Genomic DNA, 22,909 nt, shown 5'->3' with positions numbered 1-22,909 from the left:
GGGCCCTCAGCCCGCGAACCAACGGACCGGCTCGGGCCGGAGGTTCTCGTAAACGTGCTTGCTCTCGCGGTACTCGTCCAGACCCGCGGGGCCCAGTTCCCGGCCGATGCCGGACTTTCCGAAGCCGCCCCACTCGGCCTGCGGGAGGTACGGGTGGAAGTCGTTGATCCAGATCGTGCCGTGCCGCAGCCGGGCGGCGACGCGCCGCGCGCGGGCGGTGTCGGCCGACCAGACCGCGCCGGCCAGACCGTATTCGGTGTCGTTGGCCAGCGCGACGGCCTCGTCCTCGGTCGTGAACGTCTCCACGGTCAGGATCGGCCCGAAGGTCTCCTCGCGGATCACCTTCATGTCGCGGTGGCAGCCGTCCAGGACCGTCGGGCTGTAGAAGTAGCCGGTGGCCGGGCGGACATCGCTGGGCTCGGGACGGCGTCCGCCGCACCGCAGCTGAGCACCCTCCTGAAGGGCCGAGGCCACGTACGCCTCGACCTTCTCCAGCTGCTGCTGCGAGACGACCGGGCCGCACTCGACGCCCTCGGCGGTGCCGCGGCCCAGCTTGATCTTCTCGGCGCGGCGGGCCAGTTCGGCGACGAAACGGTCCCGCACCGACTCCTCGATGATCAGGCGGGCACCGGCCGAGCAGACCTGGCCGCTGTGGATGAAGGCGGCGTTCAGCGCCTGGTCCACGGCCGTGTCGAAGCCCTCGTCGGTGGCGCAGGAGTCGGCGAACACGACGTTCGGGTTCTTGCCGCCCAGCTCCAGCGCGATCTTCTTCGCGCCCGCGACCGCCGCCGAACCGGCCTTCGTACCGCTGACCAGCCCACCGGTGAAGGAGAACAGGTCCACATCCGGGTGCTCGGCCAGCCGCTGGCCGACCGGCAGGCCCGCGCCGGTGACGATGTTCGCGACCCCGGCCGGCAGCCCGGCCTCGACGAGCAGCTTGACGAGGTACACCGTCGAGAGCGGAGTGACCTCACTCGGCTTGATCACGAAGGTGTTGCCCGCGACGAGCGCCGGGGCGACCTTCCAACTCGCCTGGAGCAGCGGGTAGTTCCAGGGCGTGATCATCGCGCAGACGCCGACCGGCTCGTGCACGACGACGCTGTGCACGTCGGGGCTGCCCGCGTCCACGACGCGCCCGCCGCTCTCGTTGATCGCCAGATCCGCGAAGTACCGGAAGGCGTTGGTGACGTCGTCCACGTCCACCCGGCCCTCTTCGAGGGTCTTGCCGGTGTCCCGGCTCTCTATGAGCGCGATCTCCTCGCGGTCGCGCTGGAGCAGGTCGGCGACCCGCCGCAGCAGCGCGGCCCGCTCCGCGACGAGGGTGCGGGGCCAGGCACCGGCACCACCGTCGAAGGCACGGCGCGCGGCCTCGACCGCCGCGTCGGCATCCTCCGCGCCGCCCTCGGCGACGACTTCGAGCGTCTTCGCATCGGCGGGGTCCAGGATCTCCCGAGTGGCGCCGGATACGGCGGAGCGCCACACCCCGTCTACGTGAATCGTCTCGCTTGCCGACACGTCTGTTCTGCCTTTCGACTACCGGTTTGTTCCCACTGGTTCACACCAGCAACGAGGACCCCTCCCCGGAAGCCCTTTACCTATGCCGAAACTTCCGGGGAAAGTGACCCGACTCACTCTTCCGGCCCCCGAAATGCATGTTTGCCTGCTCCGAACCGGGTCACCCGTCGGTCCTTACGGCCCTGGGGGCGGCCACCGGGCCGGGCCTCTGGGCCGCCGACCTGAACGAATGGGACCGTGGCGACCGCCGCCAGGTGTCGTGGGGCGTCGCTGCCATCTTCAGGCCGTCGGGTGTGAGGTCACGCCGCCGCCCTGGCGGTGACCGCGAGGGCTTACCCCCCGCACCCGTTTGAAAGCGGCGCTCAAGGCGAAGGGGCTGCCGTAGCCGACTCGGCGGGCCACCGCGCTGATCGTCACGTCCGGTTCGCGCAGGAGGTCGGCGGCGAGCGCGAGCCGCAGGCTGGTCAGGTACGTCATGGGTGGCTCGCCTACGAGTGCGGTGAAGCGGCGGCCCAGTGCGGCCCGGGAGACGCCGGACGCGGCGGCCAGTCCGGCGACGGTCCACGACTGTGCCGGGTCGTCGTGCAACAGTTGCAGCGCGCGGCCCACCACAGGGTCGCCGTACGCGCCGTTGCCGCCCGGCGCCGCCGCCTCCGGCCGGGCGAACCACGCCCGCAGGGCAGCGGTCAGCAGCAGGTCCAGCAGCCGGTCCAGGACGACTTCCTGGCCCGGTTCGTCCCTGCCGATCTCCGCCTCCAGGAGCGGCACCAGCGACGAGTTCCAGGCGTCGGAGGGCAGCCGCACCAGCGGCGGCAGCGCGCGCAGCAACCGCTGGTTGACCTCGCCGCGCATCTGGTACGTACCGCTGAGCAGGACCACCGGACCGTCCGGGCCGTCGCCCCAGGTCCGTACGCCGAGGCCCATCGCCTCGCACAGCGCCGCGCCCTGCGGCGTCGCGGAGACCTGGCCCGGGTGGATGACGACGCGCGGCGGGGTGGCCGGGTCGTCGGCGACCGTGTACGGGTCGGGCCCGCGCAGGATCACCACGTCACCGGGCAGCAACCGCACCGCGCCCTCCCGGGCGGCTCCGTCCGGGACGACCCACCCGTCCCCGCGCGCCACGAACACCAGGGTCAGCGGCGCCTCGTCCTGGATGCGCAGCGACCAGGGCGGCGACAGGACCGAGCGCATCAGGAAGGCGCCGCGGGCCCGCGGCCCGTCCAGCAGACCGGTCAGGGTGTCCATGGCGTGAGCGTAGGACACGGCTGGACGTACGGACATGCGAGTGAGCCGCCCGCCGATGGTCCGGCCCGGCGCACCGGCCTTGACTGGACGGGACAGCGCCGGAGCCGCCGGACGCCGTGAGCGGAGGACCGCCAGCCATGTACGACTCGATCCGCACCGCGGCGCTGAGCGCCGCCACCGTGACCACCGGCCTCATCGCGGGCCTCTTCTTCGCGTTCTCCTGCGCCGTGCTGCCGGGCCTGCGCCAGGCCGACGACGCGACGTTCGTCACCGCGATGCAGCGGATCAACAGCGCCATCCTGAACGGCTGGTTCGCCCTCGCCTTCGTGGGCGCCCCACTCCTCATCGTCGCCGCCATCGCCCTGCACCTGCGCACCGGCACGGGCCCCGCCCTCCTCTGGCTGACGGCCGCGCTCGCCCTCTACGCGGTGATGCTCGCCATCACCTTCACCGTCAACGTCCCCCTCAACAACACCCTCGAAGCCGCAGGCACCCCGGACGGCCTCGCAGCCCTCCGCACGCACTTCGAAGCAAGGTGGACCCACTGGAACCACATCCGCACCCTCACCACCACAGCAGCCTTGGCTTGCCTGATCCGGGGGCTGCTGCTGCACGGAAGCGTCAAAGGCGGGGGTATGTGAGCCCGGCCCGGCCGGCCCGTGGTGCGGGCCGGTTATTCGGCCGGTTCGTCAGCGCGCCCAGGCTCAGCGAGCCTCGAAGAACCGCAGTGCCGTCTGTTGGATGCGGCTCTGGGCGGGCCAGTCGGCGTCGGGGCCGAGGACCAGGATGGCGAACTGGCGGCCGTCGGGGACGGTGAAGGCGCGGTCGGTGACGCGGGCGCGGACGCCCAGTTTTTCGCTGTCGTAGGCGTAGACCAGTTCGGTGGTGCCGGAGCTGAGGCCGACGTCCGTGGTGGGGCCGAGGCTCATCTGCACGTAGCCCGGTTTGTCGGCGAGGCTGTCGGAGGTGGCCTTGAGGGCTTCGTACGGGGAGATGTCGGGTTCGGTGATCTCGAAGATCTGGAGGAGGTAGCGCTGGTCGGGGGCGGTGTAGAAGACGCCGTCCTTGCGTTCGGTGCGCTGCCACTTCTCCGGTACGGCGAGGGTGAAGCCGGCGGTGTCCCGGGCCAGGCGGTAGCCGGTCGGGACGGTGCCCGAGGGGAAGCCGGACGCCGAGTCGCCGGTCGTGGGGGCGCCGCCGGAGCCGGGCGGTGTGGCCGGGGCGGTCGAGCGTCCGTCCGGCGCGGCGGGGGCCGAGGCGGACGTGCGGGCGTCGGAGCGGACCGTGGCGTCCTCGCCGCCCCACAGCAGCCAGCCGCCGCCGAACCCCGCGGCGACCACGGCGACCGCCGCGCCGACGACGAGCGGCGTCGGCCAGGACTGCGGGCGGGCGGCGGAGATCCCGGTGCCGGGGGCCGCCGCCGGGTCGTGGCCCGGGGAGTGGGGCGACGGGTGGGCCGGATGGTGCGTCGCGTCGGCCGTGGCGTCGTCGTGGAAGTCCGTACCGGGCGGCGGCGTGGGTCCTGGGACGTGGCCGGGCCTGGACGGCGGCGGGCTCGTGTACGGCGCGGGGGCCGGGCCGCCGGAGTCCCAGCGCTGTTCCTCGTCGTTCCAGCGCGCGCCGCCCGCGCCGCCCCCCTGCTCGCTCATGCTCAGCCTCCCAGCAGCGCGGCCACGGCCTGCCCCACGGCGGCGCCCGACGCCAGCATTCCGGTGACCGTGCCGGCGTCGGACAGCGCCGCGCGCAGCCGGTCGAGCCGGCCGGGGGCGGTGCGGCCGGTGGTCTCGATCTCTTCCTGGGCGTCGGTCAGCTCGGCGGTCAGCAGCGTGACCTGCGGTGTCTCGATGACCCTGGCCAGATCCTCGCGCAACTGCCGTACGGCGGCGAGCAGTTCCTCGTGCGCGGGGTCGGGGCCGGGGCGGCCGGCCGCGTTCTCGTGGTGGGTGACCGTGTTGTGGTCGCCGATGGCGAAGGCGCCGTGCACCTCGCCGATGTGGATGCCGCGGTCGCGACCGTCAGCCGTTGCCATCTCTGCCTCCCCGTTCGTCCGCTGTGGTGCCGTGCGCGTTGGCCGTGGTCACGATTGTGCCCCGGCGGCGGGCGGGTCCGTACCGGCGCCGCCCTTCACCAGCCCGTGTCGGCGGGTTTGGCGGGGTGGGCGGGTTTGGTGGGCTTGGCGGGATTCCCGGCCGCGTTTCCCGCCGCGCCGGCCGCCCCGCCCAGCCCGCCTCCGCTGCTGCTGATCGTGTTGTGGTCGCCGATGCCGATGGCGCCCTGCGCGGACTCGATGAACACCCCGCCGTTGCTGACGTTGACGATCCGCTGCTCGAACTCGTCGGTCTGCCAGCCCGCTTCGTACAGCGCGCTCCGCACACCGCTCGCCACCCGGTCCTGAATGCTCTTCAGATAGCGGGTGACGTCCATCTCCTGGAAGAGCGAGGCGTCACCGTCGGAGCCCAGTTCGCGGACCGAGGCTGCCGGGCCGTCGGGCAGCGCGCCGCCGTGCCCGCCCGTGAGCAGGCTCCACGCGAAGACGAAGCCGCGCCACAGGCTCGCCACCGCGCGCCCGGCGGAACGCGGCGTCTGCGCGAGCGCCCACACCGCCTTGCCGAAGGGGTTGTTGTGCCGGTAGCGGTGCGCGATGCGGTCGGCCTCGCGGTAGAGCGCGCGCACCGGCCAGAGCACGTGCGGCACGACCTCCAGCATGAGCATGCCGCCCTGCGTGTGGACCCGTACGAAGACGGTCGTGACGATGCCCTCGCCCCAGCCGCCGACCCGGATGCGCAGGAAGTGCCGCCGGGTCTCACCGCCCTCCTCGACCGCGCGGGCCCGGTGGGCGGCGAAGCCCTCTTGGCCGTAGGGGGCGGCGGCGCGGGACGGCAGCCCGGTCACCGGCAGGAAGACGCACTCGTCGATCTCCAGCTCGCGCAGCCGGTCCCGCACCGGGGCGGCGGCCTCCGGGGAGCCGTGTGCGGAGGGCTCGCGGAGCGCCGCGACGAGGGGGATGATCCGCTGGAGGACGGTGTCGTTGTCCAGCGGCACCGGCCCGCCGCCGGCATCCCCGGTCCCGTCCGGCGCCGCGTCCTTGCGCGGTCGCAGCTCGACCGACAGCGACCAGGTCTCGTACGGGGTGCCCGCGCCGCAGAACGGGTCGGCGGCGCGGTACATGACCAGCGGCCCGTGCTGCTCGGTACGGATACGGTGCCGCAGCCGCTGGAACCGGCCGCCCTCGGCCCGCTCGGCCGGGTCGGCCGCCGCGTCGGGGAAGCGCGCGCGGGACAGCTCGGTGGTCAGTGCGCCGGCGACCTGGTGTTGCCGGGCGCCGACGGCCCAGGCCAGGACGAAGGGGAGCGCGAGGGCGATCCAGGCGTGGAGCGGCTGCGCCGCGCCGATGCCCTGCCCGAACAGTCCGGCCGGCAGGAACGGCAGCGCCGGGTTTCCGGACAGTCCGGAGGAGCTGCCGGAGTAGCCGTACGGCGAGCCGCCGGACCCGCCCGAGTCACCGCCCCCGAACACCATGACCAGCAGCAGCACTGCCACGGCCAGCGCACTGAACCGCCCGTACCAGCGCAGCAGCCAGCCCGCGGCCCGCCGGTACCAGGGCGGGCGCGCGGCGCGGCCCCGTACGAAGGAGGCCACCGAGAGCAGCAGGACCGGCAGCAGATACAGCAGGGTCAGCGCGGAGGACAGCGGGACGGACACCACCCACAGCAGCAGGACGGCGGCCGCCCAGGCCAGTTCGATGCGCCGGGCGCGCAGCGCGTGGGCCAGCACGCGGGCCGCGTCGAAACCCAGGGAGGGGGCCGCGAGGCGCTCCTCGTGGACGTACAGCTCGTCGATCACCGCGTCGCGGTAGGCGGGGTCGAGGTAGGTGCCCGCGCACAGCAGCCGGGTGGCCTCGCTGGCGCCGGGGGCGGATGGCGGGCTGCCGGGCGGCGGCTGCGGCGGCGCGGAGCGCGGGCCGTCGGCCGTGCCGGGCTGCTGCGGCACGTACGGATGAGACACCTGATTCCCCCCAAGGCACCGAACGCCCACTGTCACAGGTGGGTTGCGCGTCGTGAAGGCCGCAGCATAGAGGAGGCCGATCCGCTCTGTCAGGCGGCTGCCCGGAAGGTCCCACGATGGTGTGACACAACGACGGAGCCCGTACGGGAACCAAGGTTCCGTACGGGCTCCGGTCGGGCCGGACGTACCGCGGGGCGGGGCCCCGCGCGTCACGGAGAGGTCAGAGGAGACCGAGGGCGCGGACGGCCTCGCGCTCCTCCGCCAGCTCCTTGACGGACGCGTCGATGCGCTCGCGCGAGAAGTCGTTGATCTCCAGGCCCTGGACGATCTCGTACTTGCCGTCCTTGGTGGTGACCGGGAAGGAGGAGATCAGGCCCTCCGGGACGCCGTAGGAGCCGTCCGAGGGGATGCCCATGGAGGTCCAGTCGCCGTCGGCGGTGCCGTTGACCCAGGTGTGGACGTGGTCGATGGCGGCGTTGGCGGCGGAGGCGGCCGAGGAGGCGCCCCGGGCCTCGATGATCGCGGCGCCGCGCTTGGCGACGGTCGGGATGAAGGTGTCGGCCAGCCACGCCTGGTCGTTGACGGCCTCGGCGGCGTTCTTGCCGGCGACCTCGGCGTGGAAGATGTCCGGGTACTGGGTCGCGGAGTGGTTGCCCCAGATCGTCAGCTTGCGGATCTCGGAGACCGGGGTGCCGGTCTTCTGCGCGAGCTGCGAGATGGCGCGGTTGTGGTCCAGGCGGGTCATCGCGGTGAAGCGCTCGGCCGGTACGTCCGGGGCGGCGGCCTGGGCGATCAGGGCGTTGGTGTTGGCGGGGTTGCCGACGACCAGGACCTTGATGTCGTCCGCCGCGTGGTCGTTGATGGCCTTGCCCTGCGGCTTGAAGATGCCGCCGTTGGCCTCCAGCAGGTCGCCGCGCTCCATGCCCTTGGTGCGGGGGCGGGCGCCGACGAGCAGGGCCACGTTCGCGCCGTCGAAGGCCACGTTCGGGTCGTCGGAGATGTCGATGCCGCGCAGCAGCGGGAAGGCGCAGTCGTCGAGCTCCATGGCGGTGCCCTCGGCGGCCTTCAGGCCCTGGGGGATCTCCAGGAGGCGCAGCTTGACCGGCACGTCCGCGCCGAGCAGATGACCGGAGGCGATGCGGAAGAGGAGTGCGTAACCGATCTGACCGGCCGCGCCGGTGACGGTGACATTGACGGGAGTGCGGGTCATGGCGATCTCCTGCGCGATGTTTTCTGGGGGCAAGCCCCCGTGCCGCGTTGGTGGCGGCGGGAACCCCTGCCCGTTTACCGAGATCTCTTGGTATCGAGAGACCCGGCCGTCAGGCTATCGGACCGCCGCACCGCACGGCCGCCGGGCCGGTGTGGAACGCCTCACCGGCCCGCCGGCGAAGCTCCAGCGGGCCCCCGCGGGTGCGTGGCGGGCGGCCGCCCGCTCAAGGAGGGGGAGCGCGGACGGCCGCCGAATGGTGCCGCACCCGTGGGGGGTCATCTCTGCCCCTGCCCCCGATTCGCGGGCGCAATCCCCCGCCGGTACACCTTCCCGTAACGCGCGTGATGCGGCCTTCGTCCGGAATGCTCCCGACGGCGACGGCCTCCCGGGCATCCCCGGCACCCCGTCCGCCTCACCCGGCGTCGCGTCCCGACCCCGCCGGCACCGGCTTCGCGCAGCCCTTCACGCCCGCCGCCGTCGTCCCGCACGCCGTGATCTTCGCCGGGTCCCCGGGCACCGGAACCATCGCGGTGTACGCGTCGCCGTCCTGCCCGGCCTTGGTCCTCTCGGTCCGGCCCGACGCGCTGATCGCCGCCTCGTCGCCCGGCGCGGCCCCGGTGATACGGGCCCAGGCCGCACCGCACACCTTGCTGTACCGCACTTCTATCAAGGAGCCCCCGGCGAACCCCCGCGACGGGCTGCCCGCGTTCCGGCCGCCGCACCCCATCGTCTCGGGGTCCTTGCCCGCGCAGTCGGCACCGGCGCACTTCACCCCGGCGGGCAGCACCGGCTTCTTGCTCGGGGACGCCGACGGCGCGGGCGCCGCCTGCTTGCCCTCCTTGCCGCCGGTGTCCAGCAGCAGCACCGCGGCGGCGATCACGAGCAGCGCGCCGACGACCCCCGCCAGGAACATCGTGGCGCGGCGGCGGCGGAGCTGCCGTTCGGTGGCGTCGGGGGAGTCCGCGGACGGCGCGGGCTGCGCCGGACCGCCACCTGCTTCGGGGCGGGCGTCCGGTCCGGGCGCGTCGTACGCAGGCGCTTGCCGCTGCGCGGGGGGTTCATGCCGCGGCGGCGGGGCAACGGGGGCTGCGTCCGGGTAGCCGGCCAGGCGGGGCCAGGTCACCCGGCCCGGCCCTTCGGTGTCGTCCGGGTCCCCCGCGGGCTTCAGCGGCGACGTGCCCGGTGCCGTCGGCGAGGACGCCGGGGCCGTGGACGACGCGGCGAGGCCGGGGAAGTCAGCGGCGGACGGCACCTCGTCGCCGCGCTGCTGGGACGCTGCGGGTGCCGGGGCGGCCTGCGCGGCGGCCCGGCCCTGGTCCGGGTCCCCGGCCTGCGCCGCGTCCCGGTCGCCCGCCCGGTCCTTTCCGGCTTCCCGGTCCTTCCGTGCCTCCCCGTCCTGCTCCTTGCCCCGCTCCTCGGTCTTTCCCTTGACGCGGTCCCTGATCTTCTCCTTGGTACGGGACTTCGCCTTGCCCGGCGCCGGGCCGAACTCCCCGAGCGCGGCCCGCGCCTGCGCCACCCGGATGGCCTCCATCGTGACGTCGTGCCGCATCTCCGAACGGCTCCAGGCGCGTTCGGCCAGCTCCCACATCGTGGTGAGGTGTCCGGCGTGCGCTCCGGTCGCCTCGGCCAGCGCCACCACCGCGCGCTGTGGCGGCAGCAGACGCCCGTTGAGATAGCGCTCCCACGAGGTCTTGCTGTAGCCGGTACGGTCCGCGACGGCGGCCACGCTCAGGCCGCTGCGTTCCACGAGCCTGCGCAGCTGACTGGCGAACTCCTTGACCTGCGGATCGAGTTCTTCCGGTAGCGCCCTCCAGCGAGGCATTGCCTCCCCCTAACCCCCCATATGCGCCTGGTTGCGCCTGTCCAGTGCTCTTGCGTCCGCTCCTTCGCCGGGGCGCGACCCCCCGCAGCCCGCCCCGGTGGTTACCCAAAGGGATGCTCAGAGCCAGGATGCCAGTTCCCATCTCCGGGGCGCACGGGAGCATTCGGGCATCGGACACGCAGGCCCGCACGCCCGTACACTTCCGCCCGCCCTGGCCGGAACCGGCCGTTCCCGACCGTCTCGACACGGGGGGCTGCAACATCCGGGGAAGCGGGTGACTTCGGGGGGGGCGGGCGCGAGGCCGACGTACGGGCGCGGGAGGAGGGTGACTTCGGAGGGGGCCGGGCGCAAGGCCGACGTACGGACGCGGGGGGGGGAAGGGGCGCGTACGAACAGAGCAGCGGGCGGGGGGGAGGACCGGAGCGCGACGCCCCTCCCCCGTACCGCCCCGGCTCACCAGACCGTGAAGTGCACCAGGTCGTCCAGGAACGGGATCTTCAGCCACGGCTTGGGCTGCGCCATCAGCGCCAGCAGGATGATGGCCAGGCCCAGCCCGCCGTAGGTCGCCATGTCCGTGAAGCGCGACCGTACGGCCAGCATGCCCACCTTCGGCAGCACCCGGCGCATCACCGCCCCGGCCAGCAGGGACAGCCCGATCAGGAGCGTCCCGATACGGAAGCCGTCCAGGGCGACGATGAACAGTCCGAGCGCCACGCCGCCCATGACGGCCAGCAGCGGCCACTGCCGGGCGGGCGGGGCGGCGCTGCCGGGGGCGGTACGGGCGCCGCCCTCCGGCCGCGCGGTGTCGGTGGTGATCCGCGGGAAGCGGCGCGAGGTCCGCTGCGGTTCGGAGGCGCCTTCCGCGTGCGCTTCGGCACTCATGGGTGGCAGTCCCTTTCCGTATCCGTTCCGGTGCTGCGTGGGGTGCGGGCTCAGCCCGCGGCGCGCTCGGCCGCCTCGACGACGTTGACCAGCAGCTGGGCGCGGGTCATCGGGCCGACGCCGCCCGGGTTCGGGGAGATCCAGCCCGCGACCTCGGCGACGCCGGGGTGCACATCGCCGACGATCTTGCCGTGCTCGTCACGGCTGACGCCGACGTCCAGGACGGCCGCGCCGGGCTTGACATCCTCCGGCTTGATGATGTGCGGCACACCGGCGGCGGCCACGACGATGTCGGCCTGCTTGAGCTGGGCGGCCAGGTCGCGGGTGCCGGTGTGGCACTGCGTGACGGTGGCGTTCTCGGACTTGCGGGTCAGCAGCAGCGGGATCGAGCGGCCGACGGTGATGCCGCGGCCGACCACGACCACATGCGCCCCGTTGATCACCACACCGTGGTGGCGCAGCAGCTGGATGATGCCGTACGGGGTGCAGGGCAGCGGTCCCTCGATGCCCAGCACCAGCCGGCCCAGGCTCACCGGGTGCAGGCCGTCGGCGTCCTTGGCCGGGTCCATCAGCTCCAGGACGCGGTTGGTGTCGATGCCCTTGGGGAGGGGGAGTTGGACGATGTAGCCGGTGCAGGCCGGGTCCTCGTTCAGCTCCCGTACGACGGCCTCGATCTCCTCCTGCGTGGCGGTGTCCGGCAGCTCCTTCTGGATGGAGGCGATGCCGACCTGGGCGCAGTCGCGGTGCTTGCCGTTGACGTACCAGCGGCTTCCCGGGTCGTCACCGACCAGGAGGGTGCCGAGACCGGGCGTGACGCCCCGGGCCTTCAGTGCCTCCACGCGGACGGCGAGTTCGGACTTGATCGCGGCTGCGGTGGCCTTGCCATCGAGAATCTGGGCGCTCATACCCCCCATCCTCCCGGATGAAGCCACTTCCGTTCCAATCAGGGCGCGCTATGGCCACGGACATGAGTGATGACCGGAGATGACCGAAATGCATTTACGGAATCGATCATTGCACTTGCACAACACATGAGGACCTTGACTGGACAACGATATTGCGCAACTAGAAAGATTGCCCGTCAGTGCCGCAGGCATCATCGGGGGGCGGGGCACTGATCCCAACGTTTTCCTCCGAGCGCGCCCTGCCGTCCCCCACTGAACAACAACGGAGGAAACCAGCCAATGAGCTTTGGCGACCCGAACAATCCCTACGGGCAGCCGCAGGGGCAGCCCGGCCCGTACGGCCAGCCCCCGCAGGCGCCGCAGGCCCCCCAGGGCCCGTACGGCCAGCCGCCGCAGCCGCCGCAGGCCCAGCCCGGGTACGGTTACCCGCAGCAGGCACAGCCGCAGCCGGGTTACGGCTACCCGCAGCAGGCCCCGCCGCAGCAGCAGTCCCCGTACGGCCAGCCGCCGCAGGTGCCCCAGCAGCAGGCGTACGGCTACCCGCAGCAGGGCGCGCCCTACGGCCAGCCCGGCATGCCGGGAATGGGCGCGCCGATGGGGTACGCGAGCTGGGGCGCGCGGGTCGGCGCCTACCTGCTCGACGGCCTGATCGTCGGCGTGCTGCCGGGCATCCTGTACATCATCGCCATCATCGTGGCCGCCAGCTCCAAGCCCACGGTGCCGGACACGTCCTACTGCGCCCCCGGCGACTACCAGTGCATCACGGATGCTTACCACAACATGGACACCGGGATGCCCGTCTTCGCGGTCATCCTCGTCGCGCTGGCCGCGCTGCTCGGCCTGGCCGGCGGGCTCTTCCTGATCGCCAAGGAAGGCTCCACCGGTCAGACCCCGGGCAAGAAGGCCCTGAAGATCCGCGTCATCCGCGAGTCGACCGGGCAGCAGCTCGGCTTCGGCATGGCCCTCGTGCGCAAGATCTGCCACGCGGTGGACGGGCCGCTGTGCGGTCTCGGCTTCTGGTGGCCGCTGTGGGACGAGAAGTCGCAGACCTTCGCCGACAAGATCGTCGGCTCGGTGGTCGTCCGCACCCAGTAAGCGGTACGCACGCCCCGGGGCCCCCTCACGCGAAAACCGCGCGAGGGGGCCTTCGCCGCCCCGTAGGCTCTTACCGATCTCTTACATCACCCGGGACCGCCGGAACCGTGCAGCACCGGCTGACACCAGGTCACACCGCCCGAAGGACACCGCTCGTGAGCTACCCGAACCAGCCCAACCCCTACGGACCGCCGCAGGGGCAGCCCCAGGGCCCGCCCCAGGGCCCGCCGCAGCCCCAGTACGGCTACCCGCAGCAGCAGCCGATGCAGCCCTACGCGCCGTTCCCCGGCGGCCCCGCGGGGATGCCCGGCATACCGGCGCCGACCGTGATGCCGGGCGGTGTGAAGGCCGCCCGTGTGCTGCTCTACGTCATGGCGGGGCTGACGCTGATCGGCCTGGCCCTGGTCGTGTTCCTGCTGAGCACCATCAACAAGGCCAGCAACTCCGGGTACGTCTCCGAGAGCAACATCGAGAGCTTCCGGGTCGGCAAGGGCCTCCTGATCGCGATGATCATCGGCATGGTGATCTGGGGCGCGGCGGCGATCGTGTCCGCCACCCAGTTCTCCAAGGGCGGCAGCGGCGCCCGCGTCATGGCGATCGTCGTCTGCGCGCTCGGCATCCTGTTCAGCTTCGTGTTCATGCCGTTCGGTCTCGTCTACGACATCATGTGCGTCGTGTGCATCGTGATGGTCTCCAAGACGGACGGCGCGGCCTGGTTCACGCGCCCGCGCTACTGAGCCGCAGGGCCGTACGCGCCGAGAGCCGCACCCCGGGTCGGGATGCGGCTCTCGGCGCGTTCAGGGGCGTACGGCCCTCGGCGCGTTCGCCGGCGTACGGCTCGGGTCCAGGCCGGGGCCCGGGCTCCGGCTCCGGCTCCGGCTCCGGCTCAGTGGAAGAAGTGCCGGGTCCCGGTGAGGTACATCGTCACGCCCGCGGCCTTCGCCGCCTCGACGACCTGCTCGTCACGGACCGAACCGCCGGGCTGCGCGACGGCCTTGACGCCCGCCTCCAGCAGCACCTCCAGTCCGTCGGGGAACGGGAAGAACGCGTCGGAGGCCGCGTAGGAGCCGCGCGCCCGCTCCTCGCCGGCCCGCTGCACGGCCAGCTTCGCCGAGTCCACGCGGTTGACCTGGCCCATGCCGACGCCGACCGTGGCGCCGTCCTTGGCGAGCAGGATGGCGTTGGACTTCACGGCGCGCGACGCACGCCAGGCGAAGGCCAGTTCGGCCAGCTCGGCGTCGGACAGCGCCTCGCCGGTCGCCAGCGTCCAGTTGGCCGGGTCGTCGCCCTCGGCCTGGAGGACGTCCTTGACCTGGGCCAGGCCGCCGCCGTCGATCGGCTTGAACTCGGCCGGCGTCTGCGGGCCCTCGGGGCAGCGCAGCACCCGGATGTTCTTCTTACGGGACAGCACCTCCACCGCGCCGTCCTCGTAGTCCGGGGCGACGATCACCTCGGTGAAGATCTCCGCGACCTGCTCGGCCATCGCCACGGACACCGGGCGGTTGACGGCGATGACGCCGCCGAAGGCCGACAGCGAGTCGCAGGCGTGCGCCTTGCGGTGCGCCTCGGCGACATCCGCGCCGATCGCGATGCCGCACGGGTTGGCGTGCTTGATGATGGCCACGCAGGGCTCGGTGTGGTCGTACGCGGCCCGGCGCGCGGCGTCGGTGTCCGTGTAGTTGTTGTACGACATCTCCTTGCCGTGCAGCTGCTCGGCCTCGGCCAGGCCGCCGCAGCCGCCGGTGTAGAGCGCGGCGGCCTGGTGCGGGTTCTCGCCATAGCGCAGCACGTTCTTGCGCTCGTACGTCACGCCCAGGAAGTCGGGGAACTCGCCGCCGTCACCCGCGTAGTCCCCCGCGAACCAGGAGGCCACGGCCACGTCGTACTCGGCGGTGTGGCGGAACGCCTCCGCCGCCAGCCGCCTGCGCTCCTGGAGGTCGAAGCCGCCGTCCGCGACGCCCTTGAGCACGTCCGCGTAACGCTCCGGGTTGACGACGACGGCAACCGACGGGTGGTTCTTCGCGGCGGCGCGCACCATCGAGGGGCCGCCGATGTCGATCTGCTCGACGCAGGCGTCCGGCTCGGCGCCGGAGGCCACGGTGTCGCCGAACGGGTAGAGGTTGACGACCACCAGGTCGAACGGCTCCACGCCCAGCTCGTCGAGCTGCCGCCGGTGGTCCTCCAGCCGCAGGTCGGCGAGGATGCCCGCGTGCACCTTCGGGTGCAGCGTCTTGACCCGGCCGTCCAGGCACTCGGGGAAGCCGGTCAGCTCCTCGACCTTGGTCACCGGGACGCCGGCCGCCGCGATCTTCGCGGCCGTCGAGCCGGTCGAGACGAGCCGGACGCCCGCCGCGTGCAGCCCCTGGGCCAGTTCTTCGAGGCCCGTCTTGTCGTAGACGCTGACCAGCGCCCGGCGTACGGGCCGCTTCGTTGCTTCGGCGGTCACGGGATCAGTACCTTTCGTCCCTCAATGCGGTAGCCGTGCCGGGCCAGCAGCCCCACGACCTCGACGAGCAGCTTGCGCTCGACTTCCTTGATGCGCTCATGCAGCGCGGATTCGTCGTCCTCGTCCCGGATGCCGACCACGCCCTGGGCGATGACCGGACCGGTGTCGACGCCGTCGTCGACGAAGTGGACGGTGCACCCGGTGACCTTGGCGCCGTACGCGAGCGCGTCGCGCACGCCGTGGGCCCCGGGAAAACTCGGCAGCAGGGCCGGATGCGTGTTCACGATCCGGCCGCCGTGACGGGCGAGGAAGTCCTTGCCCAGGATCTTCATGAAACCGGCCGAGACGACGAGGTCGGGCTCGTACGCGGCGACGGCCTCGGTCAGCGCGCGGTCCCAGGCGGCCCGGTCGGCGTGGTCCCTGACCCGGCACACGAAGGTCGGCAGGCCGGCCCGCTCGGCGCGCTCCAGCCCGGCAATGGCGTCGCGGTCCGCGCCGACGGCCACCACCTCGGCCCCGTACGCGCGGGCTCCTTGTTCGGCGATGGCGTCGAGCAGCGCCTGCAGGTTCGTACCGGAACCGGAGACGAGCACGACGATGCGGGCCGGGGAAGCGGCGGGGACGGCAGGTGAAGAAGAAGCGGAGGCCACGGCGGGGCTCTTTCTCGCGCGGTGCTGCTGTACGGCGGTGTGCGATGTTGTGCGGTCGTACAAAACCATGGGTCACCGAAAACCGGGGAACCCTACGAAGGCGCCGACCGTCAGCAACGATACCGGCACACCGCGCGGCCCCCACGGGACGGGGGCGCACGCGAGAGGTAGCGTCGGGCGTGAGAACGCACGCTGTTCGTGGTATCCGCCCGCCCGGCCCACCCGTCGGACGTACGGACGAGACAAGGGGAAGACACACTCCAGATGCCGGACCGACACCGCCGCGCGGCCCTCCTCCTCCCTCCCCCAGCCATCGCCGGGAGGTGCCCCCAGCCCGTCGGCGCCCCCGGGGCGGTGCTGCTGCGCGAGCGCAAGCCGTCCTCCGAATCCGCGGGGGCTCCAGGTTCGTCGGGCTCGTCCGGCTCGTCCGGCTCGTCCGGCTCTTCCGACTCTTCCGGCTCTTCCGGCTCTTCCGGCCCTTCCGGCCCTTCCGGCCCTTCCGGCCCTTCCGGAGCGTCCGGTGGGGCGGGGGGCTCCGGGGGGTCGGGGTCGGGCTCGGGGTCGGGCTCGTCAGGTGGCTCGGGCTCCTCGGGTACATCGGGGTCGTCGGGTACGTCGGGGTCCGGGGGCTCTCGTGGTCCGGCCAGGGAACGGGCGCACTCCCACCCCTCCGGGCAGGACGGCGCCGGGCAGGACGGGCAGGACCGGGACAATCCGTTCGCGGCGCCGCCCGCCGACGCCCCCGACCAGCCGTGGCAGCCCCGCCACCACGGACAGGGCCAGGACCAGGGCGGCGAGCAGGACGGGTCCGGGGACCGGCAGCAGCCGTCCTGGGGCAGCCAGTGGAGCAGCCGGCAGCCGGGCCGCCAGGGCGGCGGCTTCGGCAGCCGGCCGGGCAGCCGCAGCGGTCAGCAGGGACCCGGCGGCCAAGGCGGCCAGGGCAGCGGCCCCGGAGGGTCCGGCGGTCTGCGCTGGGACCCGACCGACCCGGCCCAGCGCCGCGCGCGCTACGCGCTGCTCGCCGGCATGTGGGGCTTCTTCTTCGTCCTGTTCAACCTGCCGGAGATCGCCCTGCTGCTGGCGGCGCTCGCCCTGTACTGGGGCATCAGCTCCCTGCGCGCCAAGCCGTCGCGCGCGGGCAGCGGCGCGGGTACCGGTGGCGCGCGCGCCACGGCTGCCGACGTCTCGGGCCAGAGCGCGTCCCGTACGGACTCCGGCGCCTCCGGCACGGGCTACGCACCGGCGCCCGGCTCGACCCGCCCGCAGACGACTGCCGCGGTGGCCGGCCTGGTCACCGCCACGCTGGCGCTGGTCATGGTGGCGGCCACCTTCACGCTCCAGCTCGTCTACCGCGACTACTTCACGTGTGTGAACGACGCCCTGACCCAGTCGGCCCAGCACTCGTGCGAGAAGCTGCTGCCCGAGGAGCTGCGCCCGCTGCTCAGCGCGCAGCAGCAGTAGCGCGCGACAGCGGTGGTAGTCCGCACCAGCAGTAGCGCGTAGCCGCCGGGAGACCAGCTTTCCTCAGCCGCCGCCTTCGGGGCCGGCGGCTGAGGCGTTTCCGGGGGCGCAGGTGTTCACGGGGGACTCGTCGTCCGGCGGCGCGACGGGGTCGAAGTCGGTCATCAGCCCGCCGGAGGAGGCGCGCAGCGCCGACCAGCGGGCCCGGCGGGTGCCGGCGTCGTGCCAGGGGGCGGGGGAAGCCGCGCGCTCGTCGGGGGGTGTGGGGGCATTGCGGGGTGCGTCCGGTGGCGTACGCGTGTTCGAGGGCACGTCCGGGCCCGGGCCGTCGGAGCCGTATCCGTAGTCGCGGTCGAACGCGTAGTCGTACGGTTCCGGGCTGCCCTGCGTACGGCGGTGCCGGGCGCGCCGGGCGGGACGGCGCCGTAGGGCATGGGAGGCCGCGCGCCGCAGTACCGCCCGGCAGAAGCGGCACCCGGCCCACGTCCACCGCCCGACGGCACGCAGGGCCGCCAGGGTGAGCCGCCGCGCACCGCGGCTCATTCGCGTTCGGAGCTTCACGCGCGGCTCCCCTTCGGGCTTCGGCGGGCGTGGCACGCCACGCAGCCACCAAGCGCGCGCGACCAGGGACCCCGGGACGCCGACCAGGGCCGTCCAGCCGAGCGCCGCCAGCCCCGTCTGCCACCAGCCGGGCCCGAAGCGGGCCAGCGCCGAGTTTCCCAGCGCACCGCCCGCGAGCCCCGCGAGCAGCGCCGAGACCACCGCGCAGCCGAGTGCCGCGAGCCCGGCGGCGACTGCCGTCTCGCGCCACCCGGTCCATGGCACACCCTGCGCAGGGGCGGCGGCGGATGCATGGGTGGCAGGCGCATGGGCGGCAGAAGCTGCGGGGGCGGATGCAGATGCGTCGGGGAGATTGGGGGGAGACGTATCGGGGGCAGGTGTGGCCGGGGTCCCGGTCCGGGGGCCGGCGCGCGCGGTGGCCGCGTACGCCTTCGCGGAAAGCGCGGCGTACCGGGCCAGCGCCACCCCGGCGGCGATCGGCAGCGCGGCGGTCAGCCAGTACAGCGGACCGGTGCCGCCCGCGTCCGGGACCATGCCGAGCAGCGGGAAGTGCGGCAGGGCCGGGTACCCGGCGGCGCCGAGGGGGCCGACGGTACTGCCCGCGCCGAGCGTGAAGCCGGGGCCGAGCCCGTACGCCGTCCCCCACACGACGGCGTTCGGCAGCAGTACGAGGCTCAGCAGCAGCACGGTGCACCGGCCCGCCCAGTCGTGGGTGAGCCCGAGGAACTCGGACCGGACCACGGGGGCGTGCCAGCCGAGCGCGAGCAGCACCAGCAGCGCACCGCTGAGCAGCAGCACCAGCATGCCCGCGGCACCCGCGCGCACCGCGGCGGCCCGCCGGCGGCCCTCCAGCGCGGCCCGCAGACCCGCGGGCAGCCCGTCGCGCAGCCGCTGGACCGGCCCGGGAAGCGGGACGAAGGCGGCGCGGCCGAGGGAGCGCCAGCCCGCCACGGCCAGGGTCGCGACGGCGGCCAGCGGCACGTACAGCAGGGCGCTGAGCGGCTCGACGTACAGCGGCCCCGTCGACGCGTACAACAGGGCGGCGCCCGCGACGAGCAGATACCCCGTCAACACCCAGCCGAGGAGGAGGCGGGGAGTGGGCTCCGGGTCGATGTCCTCGGCGTGGAGGAGGCTGGGGCAGGCGGGTCTCGGGGGGAGAGCGGGTGTGCCGGCGCCCGAAGGGGCAGGTGGGAGGTCCGGTCGCGGGTCGGCACCGTACGCCGGGACTTCGAGGATGTGGCGGGCGGACCGGTACAGCAGCCACAGCGGCAGGGCCATCAGGAGCAGCGGCGTCACGGCGACGGGCGACGCGGCGCCGGAGGCGGCCGTGGCCCGTACGAGGTCGCTGCCGTGGGCGAGAAACCACAGGTCGGCGGCGAGGTGCAGGGCTCGGGACGGGGCACTGTCCGGGTACGGGGAGGCCACCCACAGCAGCAGCACCGCGACGGCGAACGCCCCCAGCCCGAGCCCCGCCGCCAGCACGCCGCCGAGGAAGGCCGTACCGAGCGCGGAGGACCGCTGGCTGGAGGCACGGCCGCGCGACGACAACGTCGGGCCGCGGTCGGTCAATTGGCTCACCCCGCCATGCTGCCAACAACACACGTTTCCGCCATGGAGCAGGCGATTACCGGCCGTGTCGCCCAATATATGCTTATGTACCTTTTCATGTCGCCGAGCCGTCCGTACGCCCCCGCTCTCAGCGAAGGGGGGTCGGCATGAGTGGACGCAAGAAGAAGACCGGCAAGGCGTCGAGATCGAACCCGACATCGAAATCGACATCGAGCGCGGCATCGAGCGCGACATCGCACCCGACACCGGTGCCGGCGCCGGCCGATTCCGATGGCACGTCAGAAGCAGGGTCCACACAGTCGCTTGACGGTACGTCAGCAGGGCAACGTACGCACGACACGCGCGACACCCACGAAACCCCAATCGCCGCCTTCGACGCCCTCTACGGCCGGCACGCTCCCGAGCTGACCCGCCAGGCGATCGTCCTGACCGGTCACCCCCGCCTCTCCCAGGAAGCCGTCGAACGGTCGTTCCAGATGGCCTGGCAGCGCTGGCCCGAGGTGGCGGTCGATCCGGACCCGGCGGGCCGGGTGCGGGCCATGGTGCACGAGTACGCGCTGTCGCCCTGGCACCGAATGCGCCCCGGCCTGCGAACCACCCCGCGGCCGACGCCCAAGGCACCCGCCCCGCCGTCCGCCACCCCCGCGGAGCGCGCGCTGCGGGACGCGATGCTCAGCCTGCCCGCCCCGTACCGCCGGGCGCTGCTCCTGCACGACGGCCTGGGTCTGGGCCTGAGTGAGACCGCGGCCGAGGTCGAGGCCAGTACGCCCGCGACGGCCGGGCGGCTGCTGCACGCGCGCCGGGCCGTCGCCGAGCGGGTGCCGGAACTCGGCCTGGCGGACGAGTCGCCCGCACGGCAGAGGGAGATCCTGCACGAGCGGCTGACCGGGCTGGCCGTCGCGCAGCCGGTGGCGCCGCCCGCCGCCGGGACCGTACGCAGCGGCAGCGAGCGTACGGTCAGCCGGATGACGCGGGGCGCGTTCGGGCTCACCGCCGTGATCGCGGCGGCGACCGCGTTCACCCTCGTCCAGGAGGCGGGCACGCTGCCCGGGCGGCCCGAGGCCGGGCACCCGGCCCTGACCTCCTCCCCCACGCCCGGCGCCGCGGCCAAGGCCCCCCGTACGGAGAAGGGGAAACCGGCCCGCACCCGGCAGACCGGGGCCGACGGCACTGCGCGGCGGCAGCACGTGGTCGGGGCCGGTCTCATCGCCCCGGAGGCGCGGTAGCGGGCACCACGGAGCCGCGGCCTACGAAGCCACCGCCTGCGGAGCCGGGTGCCGGGGCGGCACGGGGACCGCTCACCGAGGCGGCCCGGGTTCCGGTTGCCCGGCCGCGGAGCGCAGAAGGGCGCGGGCCCGCACCCCCGACAGGGGTACGGGCCCGCGCCCGGCGCGTTGCGCGATCAGCCGACGAGGATCTCGCGCGCCAGGCGCGCGGTCTCCGACGGGGTCTTGCCGACCTTGACGCCGGCGGCCTCCAGGGCCTCCTTCTTCGCCTGGGCGGTGCCGGAGGAGCCGGAGACGATGGCGCCGGCGTGGCCCATGGTCTTGCCCTCGGGCGCGGTGAAGCCCGCGACGTAGCCGACGACCGGCTTGGTGACGTTGGCCTTGATGAAGTCGGCCGCACGCTCCTCGGCGTCGCCGCCGATCTCACCGATCATGACGATCAGCTCGGTCTCCGGGTCGGCCTCGAAGGCCTCCAGAGCGTCGATGTGGGTGGTGCCGATGACCGGGTCGCCACCGATGCCGACGGCCGAGGTGAAGCCGATGTCGCGCAGCTCGTACATCATCTGGTAGGTCAGCGTGCCGGACTTCGACACCAGACCGATGCGGCCGGGCTTGGTGATGTCGCCCGGGATGATGCCGGCGTTGGACTGACCGGGGGTGATCAGGCCGGGGCAGTTCGGGCCGATGATGCGGGTCTTGTTGCCCTTGCTCGACGCGTACGCCCAGAAGGCGGCGGAGTCGTGCACCGCGATGCCCTCGGTGATCACGACGGCCAGGCCGATCTCGGCGTCGATCGCCTCGACGACGGCGGCCTTGGCGAACTTCGGCGGCACGAAGATGACGGACACGTCGGCGCCGGTCTTCTCCATCGCCTCGGCGACCGAGCCGAAGACGGGTACGGAAGTCCCGTCGAAGTCGACCTCGGTGCCGGCCTTGCGCGGGTTCACGCCGCCGACGACATTGGTGCCGTCGCCCAGCATGAGCTTGGTGTGCTTCATGCCCGTGGCACCGGTCATGCCCTGGACGATGACCTTGCTGTCCTTGGTGAGGAAGATAGCCATGGTGGTCTGGTTCCCTCTGTCCCTTACTTCGCGGCCGCGGCGAGCTCGGCGGCCTTGTCGGCCGCGCCGTCCATGGTGTCCACGCGCTGGACCAGCGGGTGGTTGGCGTCGCTCAGGATCTTGCGCCCGAGCTCCGCGTTGTTGCCGTCCAGGCGGACGACCAGCGGCTTGTTGACGTCCTCGCCCTTGGACTTGAGCAGTTCCAGGGCCTGGACGATGCCGTTGGCGACCTCGTCGCAGGCGGTGATGCCGCCGAAGACGTTGACGAAGACGGACTTGACGTCCGGGTCGCCGAGGATGATCTCCAGGCCGTTCGCCATGACCTCGGCGGAGGCGCCGCCACCGATGTCGAGGAAGTTGGCGGGCTTGACGTTGTCGTGCTTCTCACCGGCGTACGCGACGACGTCGAGGGTGCTCATGACGAGACCCGCGCCGTTGCCGATGATGCCGACCTGGCCGTCGAGCTTGACGTAGTTGAGGTCCTTGGCCTTGGCGGCGGCCTCAAGCGGGTTGGCCGCGGCCTTGTCCTCAAGGGCCTCGTGCTCGGGCTGGCGGAAGGCGGCGTTCTCGTCGAGCGAGACCTTGCCGTCGAGGGCCAGGATGCGGCCGTCCTTGGTCTTGACCAGCGGGTTGACCTCGACGAGGAGCGCGTCCTCGGCGACGAAGGTCTTCCACAGGGTCACCATGGCCTCGGCGACACCCTCGGCCACCTCGGCCGGGAACTTCGCCTGGGCCACGATCTCGCGGGCCTTCTCGATGTCCACGCCTTCGACGGCGTTGACCGGGACCTTCGCGAGGGCCTCGGGGGTCTTCTCCGCGACCTCCTCGATGTCCATGCCGCCCTGCACCGAGGCCATGGCCAGGAAGGTGCGGTTGGTGCGGTCGAGGAGGTACGAGACGTAGTACTCCGCCTCGATCTCCGGGGACAGCTCGGCGATCATCACCTTGTGGACCGTGTGGCCCTTGATGTCCATGCCGAGGATGTCCGTCGCACGGGCGACGGCCTCGTCCGGGTTCGCGGCCAGCTTCACGCCACCGGCCTTGCCGCGGCCGCCGACCTTCACCTGCGCCTTGACGACGGACTTGCCGCCGAGGCGCTCGGTCGCCGCGCGTGCCCCCTCAGGCGTGTCGATGACTTCACCGGCCAGCACCGGTACACCGTGCTTGGCGAAGAGGCCCCTCGCCTGGTACTCGAACAGGTCCACGCGCGTCCGTCCCTTGTCTACTCAGAATCGCCGTAGTGATCGCGGTTC

20 protein-coding genes are annotated in these 22,909 nt (G+C 72.9%); 5 read left to right on the top strand and 15 right to left on the bottom strand.

The window, feature by feature from the left end:
* Nucleotides 1-6: 6 nt before the first annotated feature.
* Both ACFV57_RS20260 and ACFV57_RS20255 read right to left on the bottom strand, forming a co-directional pair.
* Nucleotides 7-1,515 carry an aldehyde dehydrogenase family protein gene (locus tag ACFV57_RS20260; protein ID WP_385233804.1) on the bottom strand — a complete coding sequence of 503 codons (1,509 nt, stop codon included), beginning with the start codon at nt 1,513-1,515 and terminating at the stop codon, nt 7-9.
* Nucleotides 1,516-1,794: 279 nt separating this feature from the next.
* Complete coding sequence (locus tag ACFV57_RS20255) at nt 1,795-2,760, bottom strand: AraC family transcriptional regulator (RefSeq protein ID WP_385233801.1); 966 nt, start codon at nt 2,758-2,760, stop codon at nt 1,795-1,797.
* A 137-nt stretch (nt 2,761-2,897) separates the two neighbouring features.
* Between ACFV57_RS20255 and ACFV57_RS20250 the strand changes: the two genes are divergently transcribed.
* On the top strand, nt 2,898-3,401 hold the full coding sequence (locus ACFV57_RS20250) for a DUF1772 domain-containing protein (protein WP_385233798.1): 504 nt from the start codon (nt 2,898-2,900) through the stop codon (nt 3,399-3,401).
* Between the two features lie 63 nt (nt 3,402-3,464).
* On the opposite strand, the gene ACFV57_RS20245 is transcribed toward ACFV57_RS20250, so the two are convergent.
* From ACFV57_RS20245 to ACFV57_RS20215, 7 genes are all read right to left on the bottom strand, one after another.
* Nucleotides 3,465-4,409: a hypothetical protein gene (locus ACFV57_RS20245; RefSeq protein ID WP_385233795.1), complete on the bottom strand. Its 945-nt coding sequence runs from the start codon at nt 4,407-4,409 to the stop codon at nt 3,465-3,467.
* Nucleotides 4,410-4,411: 2 nt separating this feature from the next.
* Nucleotides 4,412-4,789 carry a hypothetical protein gene (locus ACFV57_RS20240; RefSeq protein ID WP_385233792.1) on the bottom strand — a complete coding sequence of 126 codons (378 nt, stop codon included), beginning with the start codon at nt 4,787-4,789 and terminating at the stop codon, nt 4,412-4,414.
* A gap of 95 nt (nt 4,790-4,884) precedes the next feature.
* Entirely contained in the window at nt 4,885-6,750 is a 1,866-nt protein-coding gene (locus ACFV57_RS20235) for a hypothetical protein (protein WP_385233789.1), read from the bottom strand.
* Between the two features lie 235 nt (nt 6,751-6,985).
* Nucleotides 6,986-7,975: a malate dehydrogenase gene (locus ACFV57_RS20230; RefSeq protein WP_385233785.1), complete on the bottom strand. Its 990-nt coding sequence runs from the start codon at nt 7,973-7,975 to the stop codon at nt 6,986-6,988.
* Nucleotides 7,976-8,387: 412 nt separating this feature from the next.
* Nucleotides 8,388-9,800 (bottom strand): helix-turn-helix domain-containing protein, encoded by a 1,413-nt coding sequence (locus ACFV57_RS20225; protein WP_385233782.1) that lies wholly within the window; start codon nt 9,798-9,800, stop codon nt 8,388-8,390.
* A 453-nt stretch (nt 9,801-10,253) separates the two neighbouring features.
* On the bottom strand, nt 10,254-10,682 hold the full coding sequence (locus ACFV57_RS20220; RefSeq protein ID WP_385233779.1) for a DUF3017 domain-containing protein: 429 nt from the start codon (nt 10,680-10,682) through the stop codon (nt 10,254-10,256).
* 50 nt (nt 10,683-10,732) lie between these two features.
* On the bottom strand, nt 10,733-11,587 hold the full coding sequence (locus ACFV57_RS20215) for a bifunctional methylenetetrahydrofolate dehydrogenase/methenyltetrahydrofolate cyclohydrolase (RefSeq protein ID WP_385233776.1): 855 nt from the start codon (nt 11,585-11,587) through the stop codon (nt 10,733-10,735).
* A gap of 279 nt (nt 11,588-11,866) precedes the next feature.
* Between ACFV57_RS20215 and ACFV57_RS20210 the strand changes: the two genes are divergently transcribed.
* Both ACFV57_RS20210 and ACFV57_RS20205 read left to right on the top strand, forming a co-directional pair.
* Complete coding sequence (locus tag ACFV57_RS20210; RefSeq protein WP_385233773.1) at nt 11,867-12,682, top strand: RDD family protein; 816 nt, start codon at nt 11,867-11,869, stop codon at nt 12,680-12,682.
* 155 nt (nt 12,683-12,837) lie between these two features.
* Entirely contained in the window at nt 12,838-13,419 is a 582-nt protein-coding gene (locus ACFV57_RS20205) for a hypothetical protein (protein WP_385233770.1), read from the top strand.
* 149 nt (nt 13,420-13,568) lie between these two features.
* Here ACFV57_RS20205 and purH read toward each other — a convergent pair whose 3' ends face one another.
* The gene (purH, locus tag ACFV57_RS20200) at nt 13,569-15,128 is read right to left on the bottom strand and encodes a bifunctional phosphoribosylaminoimidazolecarboxamide formyltransferase/IMP cyclohydrolase (RefSeq protein ID WP_385233767.1); all 1,560 of its coding nucleotides are present in this window, start codon (nt 15,126-15,128) and stop codon (nt 13,569-13,571) included.
* On the bottom strand, nt 15,125-15,778 hold the full coding sequence (gene purN / locus ACFV57_RS20195; protein ID WP_385233764.1) for a phosphoribosylglycinamide formyltransferase: 654 nt from the start codon (nt 15,776-15,778) through the stop codon (nt 15,125-15,127). The genes purH and purN overlap by 4 nt, the downstream gene beginning before the upstream one ends.
* Before the next feature lie 264 nt (nt 15,779-16,042).
* Between purN and ACFV57_RS20190 the strand changes: the two genes are divergently transcribed.
* The gene (locus ACFV57_RS20190) at nt 16,043-17,239 is read left to right on the top strand and encodes a hypothetical protein (RefSeq protein WP_385233761.1); all 1,197 of its coding nucleotides are present in this window, start codon (nt 16,043-16,045) and stop codon (nt 17,237-17,239) included.
* A 63-nt stretch (nt 17,240-17,302) separates the two neighbouring features.
* Here ACFV57_RS20190 and ACFV57_RS20185 read toward each other — a convergent pair whose 3' ends face one another.
* Complete coding sequence (locus ACFV57_RS20185; RefSeq protein WP_385233758.1) at nt 17,303-19,378, bottom strand: DUF6350 family protein; 2,076 nt, start codon at nt 19,376-19,378, stop codon at nt 17,303-17,305.
* Between the two features lie 118 nt (nt 19,379-19,496).
* Nucleotides 19,497-19,646: a hypothetical protein gene (locus ACFV57_RS20180; RefSeq protein WP_385233756.1), complete on the bottom strand. Its 150-nt coding sequence runs from the start codon at nt 19,644-19,646 to the stop codon at nt 19,497-19,499.
* 199 nt (nt 19,647-19,845) lie between these two features.
* On the opposite strand from ACFV57_RS20180, the gene ACFV57_RS20175 reads away from it, so the two are divergent.
* Entirely contained in the window at nt 19,846-20,595 is a 750-nt protein-coding gene (locus ACFV57_RS20175; RefSeq protein WP_385233753.1) for a hypothetical protein, read from the top strand.
* A gap of 176 nt (nt 20,596-20,771) precedes the next feature.
* Here ACFV57_RS20175 and sucD read toward each other — a convergent pair whose 3' ends face one another.
* Complete coding sequence (gene sucD / locus ACFV57_RS20170) at nt 20,772-21,656, bottom strand: succinate--CoA ligase subunit alpha (RefSeq protein WP_073759111.1); 885 nt, start codon at nt 21,654-21,656, stop codon at nt 20,772-20,774.
* Between the two features lie 23 nt (nt 21,657-21,679).
* The gene (sucC, locus tag ACFV57_RS20165; protein WP_385233750.1) at nt 21,680-22,861 is read right to left on the bottom strand and encodes an ADP-forming succinate--CoA ligase subunit beta; all 1,182 of its coding nucleotides are present in this window, start codon (nt 22,859-22,861) and stop codon (nt 21,680-21,682) included.
* Between the last annotated feature and the right edge of the window lie 48 nt (nt 22,862-22,909).

It is taken from the genome of Streptomyces sp. NPDC059788 (assembly GCF_042732265.1).
Lineage (GTDB): Bacteria > Actinomycetota > Actinomycetes > Streptomycetales > Streptomycetaceae > Streptomyces.
This window is presented reverse-complemented; position numbering and strand designations above follow the sequence as displayed.